Raw genomic sequence first — 15,226 nt, forward strand, 5'->3', positions numbered from 1 at the left:
GCTCCACACTGGGTTTCAGCCGGTTGTGCAGGTGGTGCCGTTGAGGGTGAAGCCGGTCGGGACGGCGTCATCGCTCGTCCAGGTTCCCTGGAATCCAAAGGAGGCGTCGGCCCCGGCGGCGATGGTGCCGTTGTAGGAGACGTTCTTGGCGGTCACCGTCGCCCCGCTCTGGGTCACCGTGGAGTTCCAGGCATTGGTCACCTTGGTGTCGCCGGGGAAGGTGAACGTCAGCGTCCAGCCGTTGATGGCGCTGTCGCCGGTGTTGGTGATGGTGACGTTCCCGGTAAGGCCGCCTGACCATTCGCTCTTCGTGTAGCCCACCCGGCAGGAGGCGCTGCCGCCGGTGCCGCCGCCCGTGCCGCCTCCGCCGCCGCTGCCTGGGTGCAGCTGGACGACGACCACCGAGTACGCGGGGATGACCTGGCTGGTGGCGGTACCGGCGGTGGTGGAGGTGATGGATGTGGCGTTCTTGGCGTAGGTGTAGACGGTGGGTGCGGACGACGAGGGGGTGAACCCGCTGTAGGAGATGTTCGCCGTGTACGCGTTCGACGGGTCCTTGTTGATGAAGAGCAGGTCCACGTCCCCGTTGGTCCGTTTGACCGCGTGCGCGGTGAGGAGGGACTGGCTGCTGTCGGCGTGCACGAGGGTGTCGCCGGGTGCGCCGAGCTTGGTCATCATCTGGATGCCGTAGTAGGGCGCGAACGGTGTCTCCGCGGGCGGCTCGCTGCCCGAGGCGCTGGAGAGCACCCCTTCGTCGTTGTAGTCGGTGGCGCCGTCGACGGTGCTGGTGCCGTTGGAGCCGTTGTGGAGGTTCCACCAGTCGATGTTGAACGCGCCGTTCTCCAGCCAGGTCAGGTAGTCGTCCGGCGCGAACAGCGCCGCAGGATGGGTGTCCTTGTCGATGGTGGAGTTGGTCTCGGTAACGGCGATGCCCACATTGGGGGCATTGGCGCCCGCGTACTGGTTGATCAGCGACCGCAGCGTGCCGGTAATGGTGCCGATCTGAGCCTGCGGCTTGGTCAGCAGGTCGGCGGGGCTGTTGCCGCCCGGGTACCAGTGCACGACCACGAAGTCGATCTTCGAGCCGGCGATCGACATGACGGTGTGATTCCAGTCTGCGCTGTCACCGGCTCCGGTGATGCCGTCCGGCCAGCTCCCGGGCGTTGTCAGTACCGCGCCGATCTTGATGCTGGGGTCCACGGCCTTCATCGCCGACGCGTACTCCAGCAGGTTCGTGGCATAGGTGGTCGCGCTCTTGCTGGAGTGGTTGTCGTGCTCCCACGAGGAGCCGTACTCCCCGTTGCCGTATACCTCGTTGCCTATTTCCCAGTACTTGGCGCCGTATCCTTTGGTCACGTTGGCGTACCGCACCCAGTCCGCGGCCTCCTGCGGAGTGCCGGACCCGTAGTCGGCGATGATGATGGGCTGCGCGCCCGCCGAACGGACCGTGCCCATGAACGAGTCGAAGTCGGTGCCCGGCGCGACGTATCCGCCGTCGGCCGTGTTGGTCTTCCAGTGGTAGATGTCGGCGTAGGAGCCGCCCGGATAGCGCACCGCGCCGATACCGGCCCCTTTCAGCAGTCCCGGAATCGGAGAATCGTTCATCCGCCCGTCGTACACGGCCACGTTCATGCCGAACGCGGCTGTCGGTATCGAGGCCACGGACCGGCCGGCGTCCACCGATACGGTGGCGGCCACGGCGGCTGACGCTGGTGTCGCAGCGATCGGGGTCAACGCCGCCGCGGCCGACATTACGGCCGCGGCGAGCATCCGGAGGAGAAGCCGAGTCGTGCCTGCTGCTCTGAGTCGTCCCATGATTACTCCTGTCGGGCGGCGCCGGCCTGTCAACAGCAGCCGGAACCGTGTCGTTCTGCCTGCGGTGGCGTCGATAACGGCCGCCCGCAAGCCGTCGCCGCCCGCGTTGGGTCCTTTCGAACGTCGACTGAGATCCCGGACGTGGACTTAGGCCGGAGTATGGGAGAAGGGACGGCCGTGTCAATCGATTCGATGACTCGGCCGTGCAGGCTCTGCGACGACGCACGTCACAGCCGGAGAAGGCCGGCAGGAGACGAGTGGTCTTTCATCCGCTTTCAATGGACCTACGATCGCGAACGAGGCGGCCCGGCGGTGCCCGGGGCCGGCACGCCACCCGCATGCCGATGACACCGTCCATAGCCTTGGCCCACCCACCGGCCACCCGCGCGGCCGAATCGGGAGCCAACCTGTGCGCGGACCAACAGCGCCGAACTCAGACGCCAGTTCGGACTTACCGCTGACACGCAGCCACTGGAGCCCTGGCGATGACATAATGGCGATTCATCGCCGCGCCATTTTCATCTGTTTTCATCGATGCTTATCGAGTCGCCGGTCATTGCATTCGCCTTGCCAGCCCCGTTGTGCATGACTCCGGCGCCGCGGTGTCGAGCGCCTTGACTTGACCGCTCCGCCGCTCATACTTCCCCCCTGAATCACAATCCCGTATTTCGCGTCGCGTTCGGGATACCGAACACGAGCTCCTCGCGAGGAGAACCATGGATCGTCTGCTCGGACGCCGCCGGTGGCGAACCGCCGCCCTGGCCTCATCGGCCGCCGCACTGGCCGCGGCGGCCATCGTCCTCCCCGGAACGGCGAAAGCGGCCGTCGGCTGCCAGGTCAACTACACGATCAGTTCGCAGTGGCAGGGAGGTTTCGGCGCGAACGTGTCCGTGACCAACCTGGGCGACCCGATGTCGAGCTGGACGCTGACGTGGTCGTTCGGTGCCGGACAGCAGGTCACCCAGGCCTGGAACGCCACCGTCACGCAGAGCGGGTCGAACGTGACCGCTCGCAGTGCGAGCTACAACGGCTCGCTGACCACCGGTGCGAACACCAGCTTCGGCTTCAACGGTTCCTGGAACGGCGGCAACCCGGTACCGACCGACTTCGCGCTGAACGGAGTCGCCTGCACGGGCGGCGTCTCGGGCGGCGGCACCCCGACGCCCACGCCGACACCGACCGACGGCACGTGCTCTCTTCCGTCGACGTACCACTGGACGTCGACGGGCCAGTTGGCGACGCCGCAGCACGGGTGGGTCTCGCTCAAGGACTTCACCAACGTCGTCTACAACGGCAAACACCTGGTCTACGCCTCGAACGTGTCCGGATCGTCATACGGCTCGATGGCCTTCAGCCCCTTCACGAACTGGTCCGACATGGCCTCCGCCGGCCAGACCGGGATGAGTCAGGCCACAGTGGCACCCACACTGTTCTACTTCGCACCCAAGAACATCTGGGTCCTGGCCTACCAATGGGGGGCATGGCCCTTCATCTACCGGACGTCGAGCGACCCCACCAACCCCAACGGCTGGTCCTCACCACAAGCACTGTTCACCGGAAGCATCTCCGGCTCCGGGCACCGGCCCGATCGACCAGACACTGATCGGCGACGGTTCGAACATGTACCTGTTCTTCGCCGGCGACAACGGCAAGATCTACCGGGCGAGCATGCCGATCGGGAACTTCCCCGGCAACTTCGGCTCCTCATACACCACCGTGATGAGCGACTCGACCGCCAACCTGTTCGAAGCCGTCCAGGTCTACAAGGTCCAAGGCCAGAACCAGTACCTGATGATCGTTGAGGCGATGGGAGCCAACGGGCGATACTTCCGCTCATTCACCGCCTCCAGCCTGAACGGTTCATGGACTCCACAGGCCACCAGCGAAAGCAACCCGTTCGCGGGCAAGGCCAACAGCGGAGCCACCTGGACCAACGACATCAGCCACGGCGACCTCGTCCGCAGCAACCCCGACCAGACCATGACCATCGATCCCTGCAACCTCCAACTCCTCTACCAGGGCAAATCCCCAACCGCCACCGGCCCCTACGACCAACTGCCATGGCGTCCGGGTCTGCTGACACTGCAGCGCTAGCCTGAGTCCCTCCCGCAAAAGGAACCGACGGTGTCGAGTCGACCAGGTTCCCGCACGGGAGGGGCACCTTCGCAGACGGGTGCCAGCCGAAACAGGTCGCGTTCGTAACGTTGCACATCAGAAGCACCACAACCGATGCAACAACGACACTGCACCGCTACTTGACTCCGGGCAGCGCGAGACCTGACCCGTAGTCATGCGTGGCCTGAATCGGACACCCTGCGATCTTCCAGCGTCTGCCGAGCGTCATAGTTCGCATGAGGAGACTTCTCGCCGTTTCCACGGCGGTTGCCGCAGGGGCCGTCGCCGTGCCGGCCGTCGCCTACGCGTACACCGGTGGCAAGCTGCCGACCTGCACCGCCACTTTTACGAACCACCCTGAGAACTCCTCACCGCCGTGGGCTCTGGACGCGTTCACGCGGACGACGACGTTCGCACCGGGCAGCACCGACGGCACGTGGACGGTGCACATCCGCGACACCGGGCACTTCACGACCGTGCCGGGAACGAAATCCGACTCCGGCGACACGATCGCGAACAAGGTGGAAGGCCGGTTCAACGGCAGCGGCGACTACACCGTGACGAGTACGACCGCACCACACTGCGTCGATGGCGAGCAGTACGACGGCACCGCCGACCCTTCGACCGGTCAATGGCCACTGCACTACTTCGGCAAGGACGCGACCACGACGGGGATCAACCCGTGGCGGTGGGTGTATCGGACGTACTGCGAGCGGATGGTCGAGGACTCCCAGTACGCGCATGTGCAGGGCGGTATCGCCGGGAAGGACTGCCCGAAGCCGACCCCAACTCCGACACCGACGCCGACCACGGACTCTCCTGAGCCGTCTCCATCGGACAGCGCCCCGGAGCCGTCACCGAGCGACACCACGTCTTCCCCAGCAAGTGAGGCCCCTGCAGCATCCCCGGTGACCAAACAGCCGAAGTTCACTGGCTGAGCAAAAACAGCAGAAAGCCCCCTGGAATGGATCCGATGCTAGGAGAGCGGGACTTCTCGCTTGGGCTCCACCAGACCACCGAGGCGCATTGACCAGACCACCTTGCCGCGGCTCGCCGGGTTTGTCAGTGATCGCTAAGGTGGCCCGGAAAGCCTGGTGCCACCTTCGGGTGATCGCATGCGTGTGGGGGTGTGGTGGAGTCACTCGTGCCGGGAGATCCCGCGCACATCGGCCCGTACGCGTTGGTCGGCCGTCTTGGCGCGGGTGGGATGGGGCGGGTCTATCTCGGCCGTGACGTCGACGGCCGGCAGGCGGCCATCAAGGTCGTACGGGCCGAACTCGCCGAGGAGCGGGACTTCCGCCGCCGGTTCGCCCGGGAGGTCAAGGCCGCCCGCGCGGTCGACGGCCGGTACACCGCAGCGGTCCTGGACGCCGACCCCGATGCGGAGACCCCGTGGCTGGCCACCGCCTACATTCCCGGTTCTTCCCTGGCCGACCACATCGCCGATCACGGCGCGACGGACGAGGGCGAGCTGCGTCGCCTGGCCGCGGGTCTGGGCTACGCGCTGAGCGCGATCCACGCCGCCGGGCTGATCCACCGCGACTTGAAGCCGTCCAACATTCTGCTGGCCGCCGACGGCCCCCGCGTCATCGACTTCGGCATCGCTCGGGCGGCCGAGGCCAGCGCGTTGACCCGCACCGGCACGACGATCGGGTCCCCAGGCTACATGTCCCCCGAGCAGATCAACGGACAGCCCGTGGAGACACCCAGCGATGTCTTCTCCCTCGGCGCGGTGCTCGCCTACGCCGCCACCGGCCGCTCCCCGTTCGGAGCGGGGGCCACCCCCGCCCTGCTCTACCGGGTCGTGCACAACCCGCCCGACCTGACCGGCGTCCCCGCCGCGTTGCTACCGCTGATCACCGCCTGCCTGGACAAGCGTCCGGAGGCCCGGCCGACCGTCCAGCAGATCCTGGCCACCGTCGTACCACCGGTGATGGTCGCCCCGACCATCACTGAACAGCCCGACACCCACGTCGAACAGCCCGACACCCACGTCGCGACCAGAACTCTGCCCACGAGGCCAGTGCTCAGTCGGCGGCGCGTCCTGGCCGCCGGCGGCACCGCCGCGGTCGCCGCACTCACCGTCCCCGCGCTCCTGACCGGGCCTCGGACGAAACCCCGTACCAACGGCCCCAGCCCGGCTCCGGTCGACACGCACCCGGTCAACCCGCCGCGGACCCTGTGGCAGCTGACCGTCAACACCGGAATCAACGCGGTCGAAACCAGCGCGGCCGCCACCCGGGATACCGTCCTGGTGGCCGAGAATGCCGAGACGGACGATGGCGAGGTCAACGGGACGCTGTCCGGTCTAGATCCTAAGAACGGCGCTCACCGTTGGAAGTGGACCGCGCCCAACATGCCGGAGATCCGCACGGTCGCCCAGGATCACAACACGCTCTACGTGGCCACCGAGTCCCGGCTCTACGCGCTCGAGGAGTCCAGCAGGAAGCGGCTATGGTCCGCAAAGGCGCCTTTCTCCGTGTTCGAGGTGGTGAACACCGCGGTGGCGGGCTGGACTGATGACGTTTCCGGCTCCTCGACCTTGATCTGCCTGGATCGGGTCGGCGGCCATCAGCGATGGACTTACAGCGCCGGCGCCGCCGACACGGACTGGATCAGCGTCTCCGACACGACCGTGGCCTTCGCCGACGGCTCGGACATGACCGCTCCGAACGTCTACGCCATGGACACGGTCACGGGCAAGCAACGCTGGCAGTTCAACGCCGGCAGGTATTTCGGCCATCCGCTCGCCACCAACGACACCGTGTACGCGGGCGGTCAGGGATCATCGCCGTTCTGCGCGCTGGACGCCAAGACCGGTCAGGTCCGCTGGAAGGCCGCGTTCGGGCAGACCGACGCGGCACCGGTGGCCGACCAGTCGACGGTGTACGTCATCGACGCCAGTGCCAACACCCTGCACGCCCTCAATATCACCGACGGCTCCGAGCGGTGGAAGTTCGACGGCACGACCTTCCGGGGCGTGTGGGGCCCGTTCAGCGGCATCGTCTACGTGACCGGCTACGACATGACCTACGCCCTGCACGCCGAAACCGGACGCCTCCTGTGGAGCTACCACGCCATCACGCCACAGCAGGTCGCCACCACCGGCGACGGCACCCTCATCCTCAGCTGCTCCCCGGCCGTGGGGAAGAACACCCTGTACGGCCTACACACATAGCAGGCCCGTCGCGGGTCACCAGCCGCTCGCCAACGAACGTTGGTCGGGTTCGACCTCCGGAACGCCGCCGAACACTGACGCCTGTGCTATCCGCCCATCCGTTCGGCACCGATGGATTCGACGGCCCAGCGCAGGTACTTCTCGCTGAGGATGCCGCTGGGGTGACGAACACGTTGGTGCGCGGCCGGTTCGACATCGCCGAGTTCGGCCTCACCCACTGCCTGCGCGCACTGGACGTCGGCACCGACCTCCTCGCCATTCCGATATTCGGTTGTCGCGCGGGAGGAGACCATCTCGGATGATGGTCAGTTGTGTTGTTGCGACTGGCCTACAGCCCGGTCCAGAAGTCGGGGTCTTCAGTAAGAGTGCTCGTGCGGCTGCGCTCGGAGCGGTTACCGGTGGGCCCAGCCATCGGCATCAAGGGCATGCCCTCCCCCATGGCCGCCGCTTCGCTCGCCTGGATGGCACCTGCTTCGCTCGCCTGGATGATGCCCGCTTCCTCGGCCGCCCCGATGACTCCGGTCATGAAGGGGCTGAGGGTTGGAATGCCGTTACTCGGTCCGGACAGCACCGCGCCGGTGAGGGCCGGATTGGGCGTGAGGCTACCAAGGAGATGCGCGGGATCCAGCAAACCGGCCAGGTTCGTGCCATTGCCCGCAGTGGTGCTGTGTGCCGAGGTGGCGGACTTGGCCGACGTGCCGGACTTGGTCGAGGTGCCGGGCTTAGCCGATGAGCTCGCCTTTTGTTTCGCGATCGGCATCATCTTGAGTACAGCCGCGCCGATCTCAAGGGCCGCAGCGGCAGAGGCGGCCCCGGTGATCACCAGGTCCGCAGCCGCCTCGGGATCGCGCGACCCCGGGACAGGAGTGGGATACACCTTTCCTTGGAAGGGCTTCAGCGCCGCACCGTACGTGACGAGAGTGTCGCCGATGGTACTGAGTGCACTCTGAATACTGCTGCTGGACACCGTCAGATCGGCCATGGTGCCCTTGGCGTTGCTCGCCGCGACCCCGCTCCACGCCTTGTCACCCGTGAACAACTGCTGATGGGCGGTGTCGATGGTGGAGCCCAGGGTTCCGTACAGGCTTGATATTGCCTTGATGGCGCCACCACACCCGATGATCGCGTCCGAGTCGATCGCCGCGAATAGCGACTCCGCAACTTCCGCGATTGGCACGAGCGAACCTCCTTGGAGCCGTTCGTCTTATGGGTTGGGGATAACGGACTTCAGGTCCGATATCATGGCGTAATTCTCAGCCTCGGCCGCATGGTACCGTTTCCCGGCCTCGGAAAGATTGTCGACGGCGGCCTGGACGCTTTTGGTGTGATTCTCGTGCGCCGCAGCTGCGACTCCAAGCGCCATTCCGATAGCGGCTGCGAGCTCTATTCCAGTGGGCCACATGCCGACGAGAGCTTCGGAAATTCCGAGACCTGCCAGCTGATTCGAAGTGCCGGCAAGCGGTTCGAGGCCGTTTGACACGGTGCTCGCCGCGCCATCGAAGGCCGACCGATCCGGAAACTGCAGTTTTTCGCCTTCACTCATCGCGTCATCCTCGGGTGATCATCAGCTCCCGCTGGGACTGCGCCTGCGTTCCAGAGGCCATCGTAGTCTCTAACATACAGTCTTGTCTGTAAGAGAGTGGCCGACACAGGCCTTCGAGTGATGGCCCTCGCCATACCCAGGCAGTCCCCCACGGCTCGCACCCCTGAGTCACCTGGTCGCCTAAGAGCTGCGGGGACTCGTGCGTAGGCGGTCTGACCTTGCGATACTCCGGAGAGGAATCTCTCTGGGAGGTGGGGCAGCACCGCCCTCACCACACTGCCGCCGATCGACCGATCCCTTCCCGACCCCTTGGCCTGGTTGCTCGGATGCCACGAAACAGGCCGTCACCCGGCGGCACGAACCGGCAGCGAAGAGAAGACATGATCCAGCATCACGAACGGCGCAAGCAGTTGGCCGAATACGCCAGTGACTTCGCCGAAGCCGCCTTGGCCAACATCGGGCGGGAGTATCCCCACGTCATGCTGCACACGATGACCGGCCCGGAAGATCGACCGCAGCCTCGGGAGATTCATCCGGCGTTCTACGGCAGCTTCGATTGGCACTCCTGCGTGGAGATGCACTGGCTGCTGATCCGCCTCCTGCGCACCGCACCGGAACAGGTTCCCGAACAGCGGATCCGCGCCGCGCTCGATCAGCACCTGGCCGCCGAACCGCTGGCGGCCGAAGCCGCCTACATGAGCGACCCCGGCCGCAGCATCTACCAGCGCCCGTACGGATGGGGCTGGGCCCTATGGCTTATCCACGAAACAGCCACCTGGGACGACCCCGACGCCCGCCGCTGGACGACCAACCTCACCCCGCTCGCGGACGTACTCACCAGCAACTACCTGCGATGGCTTCCCAAAGCGACCTACCCGGTCCGCTACGGCGTCCACGCCAACACCGCCTTCGGGCTCTCCCGCGCCCTCCCATACGCCCGCCACCGCGCTCAGCACGGCGACGACGCGCTGCTCACCGCCATCACCGAAACCGCCCATCATTGGTACGAGAACGACCGTGACTACCCCGCCCAGTGGGAACCCTCCGGCGTCGACTTCATATCACCAGCCCTGGTCGAAGCCGAACTCATGACACACCTACTGCCACACGCCCGATTCGCGGACTGGCTCGAGCGTTTCCTCCCGCACATCGCCGACCGGCAGCCGGCGAACCTGTTCACCCCGGCCATCATCTCCGACTCCACCGACGGCTACATCGCCCACCTCCACGGCCTCAACCTCGTCCGCGCATGGTGCTGGCGCCGACTCGCCGAAACCGTCGGCGACACCGACCCACGCACCCCACCCATGCTCGAAGCCGCCCAACGCCACACCAACGCCGCCCTCACCCACGCCACCGGCAGCCACTACGCCGTCGAACACTGGCTCGCCTGCTACGCCGTTCTGCTGCTCACCTGAACACCCGCCTCAGACCCGGACGCCAACTCATACGGAAGGTGTCTATCGGCATCTGCGCACGCGCCTTCCAGACCCCATGCATTCATGAGCACGCTTGCCAAGATGCTCGCTCCTGATCGAGAACAAGTTCAAAGAAGCGTGCATCAAACGCCCGTCAGAACACGATCAAGTGCCGCCCGGCCTGCAGGTCCCCAGTTCGGCTTGCCGCCGGGAAGGCCCCGATCTCCGTTCTGCCCCATGAGCATCAGGAAGAGGCTCTTCATAGCGGCCAGCCCGCGGGCGCGCCGGATCGCCGCCTCGTCTGCATGCGCGTACATGTCGAAGAACCGTGAGGCCGTTCCCGCGGGTAGCAGCACCCATGCGGCGGCGAGGTCCCACGCCGGATCGCCGGCGAACATGCCACCGAAGTCGACGATGCCCGAGAGCGTTCCGTCCGAGACGACGACGTTCGCGGGATGGAGGTCGCCGTGCACCCACACCGGCGGGCCCTCCCATGCGTGGGCCGCAACGGCGTCGTCCCAGACGGCCCGGACGTCGGCAGCGATGTCGCCGGGGGCAACGGCCTGGAAGAAGTTCTCGAAGCCGTCCGTGCAGTTCCTGGGATGGGCACCCCGGTCCGTGGCGATCGGGGCCTCGGCGGGCGCCTCCACATGGAGTGCCCGGAGGAAGCCCGCCAGCGTGTCGGCCGCGTGGGCGCCGCGGCTGATCGAGCCGTGGTCCAGCGGCTCGCCGGGAACCCACGTCATCACGGTCCAGTGCTTGGGGAAGCGCTCGGACGGTTCGCCGAACCGCACCGGGGTCGGCACCGGGAGCGGCAGGCGGGGGGCCAGCACGGGTAGCCACCGCCGCTCCTTGAGCTGGAGCTCCGGGGTGGGGTCCATGCGCTGCATGCGCACGGCCAACTCGTCCCCGAGGCGCCACATTTGGTTGCCCCAGCCGCCCGCCACCTCGCGGATGGCCAGCCCTGCAAGGTCTGGATGTTGCTCCTGCAGCAGGTCGCGGACCAGGTCTGCGGTGATCTCGATCTCGGTGTCGGTCATGCGCAGTCACCGTACTGAGGCGACCGGTGGAGCGGCTCTCGCCCCTCCGGCGCCACCTTCACCGAGCGGGGCAACGCCAACCGGACCACCCCCATAGTTACTAGCTGGTGACGGAATGGAAATCGTCATTCTCATCCAGTCGGTACGGCTGTCGCCGAACGCTGGCCGGTGAAACGTCCGTTAAAGGCACCCGGCCCTGGGGCACGTCATCCGCCCGCGGCGTCCTCGGCCTCCCAGCGCAGCAGGTCGCCTGGCTGGCACTTGAGCACCTCGCAGAGCGCGGCAAGGGTCGTGAAGCGCACGGCCTTGGCGCGGCCGTTCTTGAGCACCGCCAGGTTGGCGGGCGTGATCCCTACGCGGTCCGCGAGCTCGCCCACCGACATCTTCCGTTTGGCCAGCATCACGTCGATGTCGACGGCGATCGGCATCAGATCACCTCGTCCAGCTCGGCCTGCATCTGCGCCGCTTCGACGTCGCGCGCGACGGCTTGGGCGAGCAGCGTCCGCAGCACGAGAACGATGAGCGCGACCCCCAGGATGGCCATGCCAACCCCGCCCATGATGACGGTGACGCCCGGGTCGTCCCGCTGGCCCGGCGCGTTGAGGGCCGTGACCGTGAACCACACGAGCGCAGCCGCCACGATCGCGCCGATGATGACGTCCACGTACCGGAAGGCGGCGTGGGAGAACACGGTTCCGCGTCGCACCATCGTCACCAGCCGCCACACGCAGACCCCGATGACCTGGACTGTCCCGATGCCCAGGATCGTGATCACGCGCAGCGCGGTCAGCGGGAGCGACCCGTCCTCCGGGTCGCTCCCGCTGACCAACGTCCACACCATCAATGCCTGTACGGACACGGTGCCGACGAGCCCCACCACGAGCACGGCGCGCAGCGCGCGCACTGTCAGCTTTCCCATAGCTCACCCTTCCATCGAGTCGCGATGGAAATCTATCGAATTTCGATAGGTGAAGCAAGAGCTAGGCCGAAGGGGCGGGCAGCGGGTTCGCACCGTGGCGGGGGGCCGACCTGGCATGGCGGTGCGCGAAGCGTCTTGGATCTCCCTTTACCGGATCAACGTCCGCATGGTGGACCGGTACCGGATCGGCCGGGTGTTCCTGGCCGGCGACGCCGCGGGAAGCTGGAGGAGATCCGCGAGCAGCAGCGGGCGAGGAGCGAACGGCTGATCGACACCTGCCGCACCGTGCTGGAACACCACAGAAGCCACGGCTTAGATGTTCGAGAGCCGCGCTCCGTATATTTCTGGGAACTCACGCATGATCCCTGTTACCGTCCGCTCGGGCGTCATTCCCGTGCTGTCGACCGCGACGTACCGGTAGCCGTCCTGATAGTGGACTTGCCCGCGCCTTCCTGCCCCGAGACAAGGATCAGCCGACGGGTGGCCGACCCGCTCGGATGCGCGGTCTCATCGGAGCTGGTCACGATCCACCAAGTTCCCACAGGAACCCTGTGTCCCGCACCGGCCCTGAAGACCAAAAGCACCGAAAATGGACCTACCCCAGTCGTCGCGGTGGACGACCACCGGTAGCCACCGAGATCCGGTCCCTGCTCATATTGCTGTGGTCCGAGTAGGAGCGTCGGGCGTGTTTTCCCTGTTCATAGGGTTGTGGTCATGGAATCGGGGGGCGAATAGTTGGTCTTAGGGTTCCGTGTGGAGCCGGCAGGCGGGCTGACCGAGCGCCCTCGAAAGTTGGAGGAGGTCGCGATCTGTATGGGTGACGGGCACGGGCCCGGACGGTCTGAGCAGGAGGACCCGCTCGGAGCCGATTGGGAGAGGCACCGGCCTGCGGTCTTCGGTGTGGCCTACCGGCTGTTGGGGAGTGTGGCCGATGCCGAGGATGTGACCCAGGACGTGTGGCTGCGGGCGGCCGGAGCCGATCTGCAGGGCATCGATGATCTGCGGGCCTGGCTGGTGACGGTGGCCGCGCGACGGTCGTACGACATTCTCAAGAGTGCCCGTTTCCGCCGGGAGACCTATGTCGGGCCGTGGCTGCCGGAGCCGCTGCTGACAGGGCCGGACGCGTCGAAGCCGGTACTCGTCGACGAGTCCGTCAGTTCGGCGATGCTGCTGATTATGGAAGAGCTGAGCCCGCCGGAGCGGGTGGCCTTCGTCCTGTACGACGTCTTCGGTCTTGAGTTCGGCCGGATCGCCGAAGTGCTGGATGTCTCTGCACCGGGTGCCCGGCAGCTCGCCTCGCGGGCACGACGGCGGGTGGCCAAAGCGAAGCAGTCCACGCCGCAGGCGTCGAAGTCGGAGCGTAAACGCGTCCTCATGGTCTTCCGCGCTGCCTACGAGGCCGGGGACCTGGCCGGCCTGGTCAGGCTCCTGCACCCGGACGCCGTCTACGTCACCGACGGCGGCGGCGAGGTTTTCGCGGCGCGCAAGCTCATCCACGGCGGTGAGCGCGTCGCCGAGGTCATGGTGCGTGTGGGCCGCCAGTGGCGCCCGGACCGCATCGACTTCGCCGAGGTCGGCGGTGAGCTGGCCCTCGTGTTCCACCGGGAAGGCCGGGTCTACTCCGTCGACACGGTTCAGATCACAGACGGTCTGATCACCGCATACCGCAGGGTCATCAACCCGAACAAACTTGTGCGCGTCTGAGCTGTCACATCCGGAGGGGCTACCTCGTCTCCCTGATGAGAACGCAAAACGGGGTGACGGAATGCGCCCGAGCAGGTGAGATCGATCATGCGCAACGGAATACATCCACCTGCTGCATCGCCTCGATGACGAGCCGCTATGAGTCCTGCGTGTGCAGGGGCCGCGCGCTCGAATCGTCCCCTCCCCAGTAAGGACCTGTATACGAGCCATCACTGTTCGAGACCGTGACGCCGGTCTTGCGGGGTTGTCCCCGACGGACATGCCCTACCCTCACGCGGCCGAGCCCGCGTCGCCCGGCCGAGCGCCCTAACCGTCGAAGAGAGCTGATATGCACTGGTTTGGTCCTGCCGCCCTGCCGGGGACGCGGATACCGAGACAAGCACTGATCGTGATCCCCGTGCTCCTGGTCCTGTCCGTCCCGGCGATCGACCATGTGATGCCGCCCTACGTTCATCTCGCTCCGACACTGTTCGTGGCGGCCGCCATGACCGCGACCTTCGCATCGGCGCTGGTCACCGCGTTGATCGGCGTGGGGGCGGTCGCTGCGGTGATCGTCGCCGCGCTGGACCGCGGCACCCTGACCACCGAGGAGGTGATCGTGCAACTTGTGGCCCTGATGGTGCTGTCGGGGTGCATGGTGCTGTTCTGTCAGCTGCGGAAGCGGTACGAGCGGGACCTGGTGCGAGTGCGGTCGATCTCCAAGGCCACGCAGCGGGTGGTCCTGCGCCCGTTGCCGGAGCGGTCCGGGCCGGTCTCGATCGCGTCGGCGTACCACGCAGCCGAGGCCGACACCGACCTCGGCGGTGATCTGTACGCCGTCACCCGCACCGCGGACTCCACCCGGGTGCTGATCGGCGATGTACGCGGCAAGGGACTCGCCTCGATCAGCGATACCGCGATCATGCTGGAGGCCTTCCGTGCCTCCGCGCGGCTCCGGACGTCGCTCCAGGAGATGGTCACCGACCTGGAGGAGAGCATCCGCTGGGGAATGGCGGAGTTCTCCGGCACCGGCGTGGACGCCGGCGAGCGGTTCGTCACGGCGGTGGTGGTCGACATACCGGACGACGAACCCGTCGTACGCCTGGTCAGCCGTGGGCATCCGCCGCCGTTGCTGCTCCACCACGGTAAGGCGTCGCCGTTGCAGGTGTCCCAGCCCGCGCCGCCGTTCGGGCTGGGGGACCTTGACTCCTACACCGTGGAGGCCTTTCCCTTCGGAATGGGCGACCTGCTGTTGCTCTACACCGACGGCCTCACCGAGGCCCGGAACCTGGACCGGGCCTTCTATCCCCTGGCCCAGCGGGCCGCTGCCTGGTCCGACTGCGATCCGCAGGCTCTCGTACAGAAGATCGCGGCGGATCTGGCTGAGTACGTGCCCGGCGCGTTGTCCGACGACATGGCGATGATCGCGATTCGGCGCGAGGAGCCACCAACAGCCGGGGCGGCATCGCTCGTCTCCGGAACCGTGTCCGAGGGACGCCGGGCCTCGAGGTGATG

The 15,226-nt window shown here is 66.6% G+C and carries 14 protein-coding genes and 1 pseudogene; 8 read left to right on the plus strand and 7 right to left on the minus strand.

All coding sequences use genetic code 11. The features are described from left to right. Positions 1-15: 15 nt before the first annotated feature. Entirely contained in the window at positions 16-1,605 is a 1,590-nt protein-coding gene (locus tag ACYVF7_RS29340) for a cellulose binding domain-containing protein (RefSeq protein ID WP_460347115.1), read from the minus strand. A gap of 926 nt (positions 1,606-2,531) precedes the next feature. Between ACYVF7_RS29340 and ACYVF7_RS29345 the strand changes: the two are divergent. From ACYVF7_RS29345 to ACYVF7_RS29360, 4 genes and pseudogenes are all read left to right on the plus strand, one after another. Next, positions 2,532-3,329: pseudogene (locus ACYVF7_RS29345) on the plus strand (non-reducing end alpha-L-arabinofuranosidase family hydrolase); the annotation flags it as partial. A gap of 106 nt (positions 3,330-3,435) precedes the next feature. Further along, positions 3,436-3,909 carry a non-reducing end alpha-L-arabinofuranosidase family hydrolase gene (locus ACYVF7_RS29350; protein ID WP_460347117.1) on the plus strand — a complete coding sequence of 158 codons (474 nt, stop codon included), beginning with the start codon at positions 3,436-3,438 and terminating at the stop codon, positions 3,907-3,909. Positions 3,910-4,166: 257 nt separating this feature from the next. Then, complete coding sequence (locus ACYVF7_RS29355) at positions 4,167-4,868, plus strand: hypothetical protein (protein ID WP_460347119.1); 702 nt, start codon at positions 4,167-4,169, stop codon at positions 4,866-4,868. Between the two features lie 206 nt (positions 4,869-5,074). Then, positions 5,075-7,108 (plus strand): protein kinase domain-containing protein, encoded by a 2,034-nt coding sequence (locus ACYVF7_RS29360; RefSeq protein WP_460347120.1) that lies wholly within the window; start codon positions 5,075-5,077, stop codon positions 7,106-7,108. An 86-nt stretch (positions 7,109-7,194) separates the two neighbouring features. On the opposite strand, the gene ACYVF7_RS29365 is transcribed toward ACYVF7_RS29360, so the two are convergent. Genes ACYVF7_RS29365 through ACYVF7_RS29375 form a run of 3 tightly spaced genes read right to left on the minus strand, consistent with a single transcriptional unit; the run spans position 7,195 to position 8,651 of the window. Next, positions 7,195-7,401, minus strand: coding sequence for a hypothetical protein (locus tag ACYVF7_RS29365; RefSeq protein ID WP_460347121.1), 207 nt, complete (start codon positions 7,399-7,401; stop codon positions 7,195-7,197). A gap of 35 nt (positions 7,402-7,436) precedes the next feature. Continuing rightward, positions 7,437-8,285, minus strand: coding sequence for a hypothetical protein (locus tag ACYVF7_RS29370; protein ID WP_460347123.1), 849 nt, complete (start codon positions 8,283-8,285; stop codon positions 7,437-7,439). Positions 8,286-8,312: 27 nt separating this feature from the next. Beyond that, on the minus strand, positions 8,313-8,651 hold the full coding sequence (locus tag ACYVF7_RS29375) for a hypothetical protein (RefSeq protein ID WP_460347125.1): 339 nt from the start codon (positions 8,649-8,651) through the stop codon (positions 8,313-8,315). A 380-nt stretch (positions 8,652-9,031) separates the two neighbouring features. On the opposite strand from ACYVF7_RS29375, the gene ACYVF7_RS29380 reads away from it, so the two are divergent. Continuing rightward, a complete protein-coding gene (locus tag ACYVF7_RS29380) occupies positions 9,032-10,069 on the plus strand; it encodes a DUF2891 domain-containing protein (protein ID WP_460347127.1) in 1,038 nt (345 codons plus the stop codon). Between the two features lie 143 nt (positions 10,070-10,212). Here the strand turns inward: ACYVF7_RS29380 and ACYVF7_RS29385 are convergent, their stop codons facing one another. From ACYVF7_RS29385 to ACYVF7_RS29395, 3 genes are all read right to left on the minus strand, one after another. Then, positions 10,213-11,109, minus strand: a complete 897-nt coding sequence (locus tag ACYVF7_RS29385) for an aminoglycoside phosphotransferase family protein (RefSeq protein ID WP_460347129.1) — start codon at positions 11,107-11,109, stop codon at positions 10,213-10,215. A gap of 206 nt (positions 11,110-11,315) precedes the next feature. Beyond that, entirely contained in the window at positions 11,316-11,537 is a 222-nt protein-coding gene (locus ACYVF7_RS29390) for a helix-turn-helix domain-containing protein (protein WP_093903458.1), read from the minus strand. Beyond that, entirely contained in the window at positions 11,537-12,028 is a 492-nt protein-coding gene (locus ACYVF7_RS29395) for a DUF2975 domain-containing protein (RefSeq protein ID WP_460347131.1), read from the minus strand. Before ACYVF7_RS29395 ends, ACYVF7_RS29390 begins: the two co-directional genes overlap by 1 nt. 166 nt (positions 12,029-12,194) lie before the next feature. Here ACYVF7_RS29395 and ACYVF7_RS29400 point away from each other — a divergent pair, with 166 nt between their 5' ends. The 3 genes from ACYVF7_RS29400 (at position 12,195) to ACYVF7_RS29410 (ending at position 15,224) form a co-directional block, all read left to right on the plus strand. Next, positions 12,195-12,296, plus strand: a complete 102-nt coding sequence (locus ACYVF7_RS29400) for a hypothetical protein (protein WP_460358174.1) — start codon at positions 12,195-12,197, stop codon at positions 12,294-12,296. A gap of 545 nt (positions 12,297-12,841) precedes the next feature. Beyond that, a complete protein-coding gene (gene sigJ / locus ACYVF7_RS29405) occupies positions 12,842-13,732 on the plus strand; it encodes an RNA polymerase sigma factor SigJ (RefSeq protein ID WP_460347133.1) in 891 nt (296 codons plus the stop codon). A 388-nt stretch (positions 13,733-14,120) separates the two neighbouring features. Then, the gene (locus tag ACYVF7_RS29410; RefSeq protein WP_460347135.1) at positions 14,121-15,224 is read left to right on the plus strand and encodes a PP2C family protein-serine/threonine phosphatase; all 1,104 of its coding nucleotides are present in this window, start codon (positions 14,121-14,123) and stop codon (positions 15,222-15,224) included. Positions 15,225-15,226 lie beyond the last annotated feature (2 nt).

The sequence above is a fragment of the Actinoallomurus acanthiterrae genome (genome assembly GCF_054775715.1).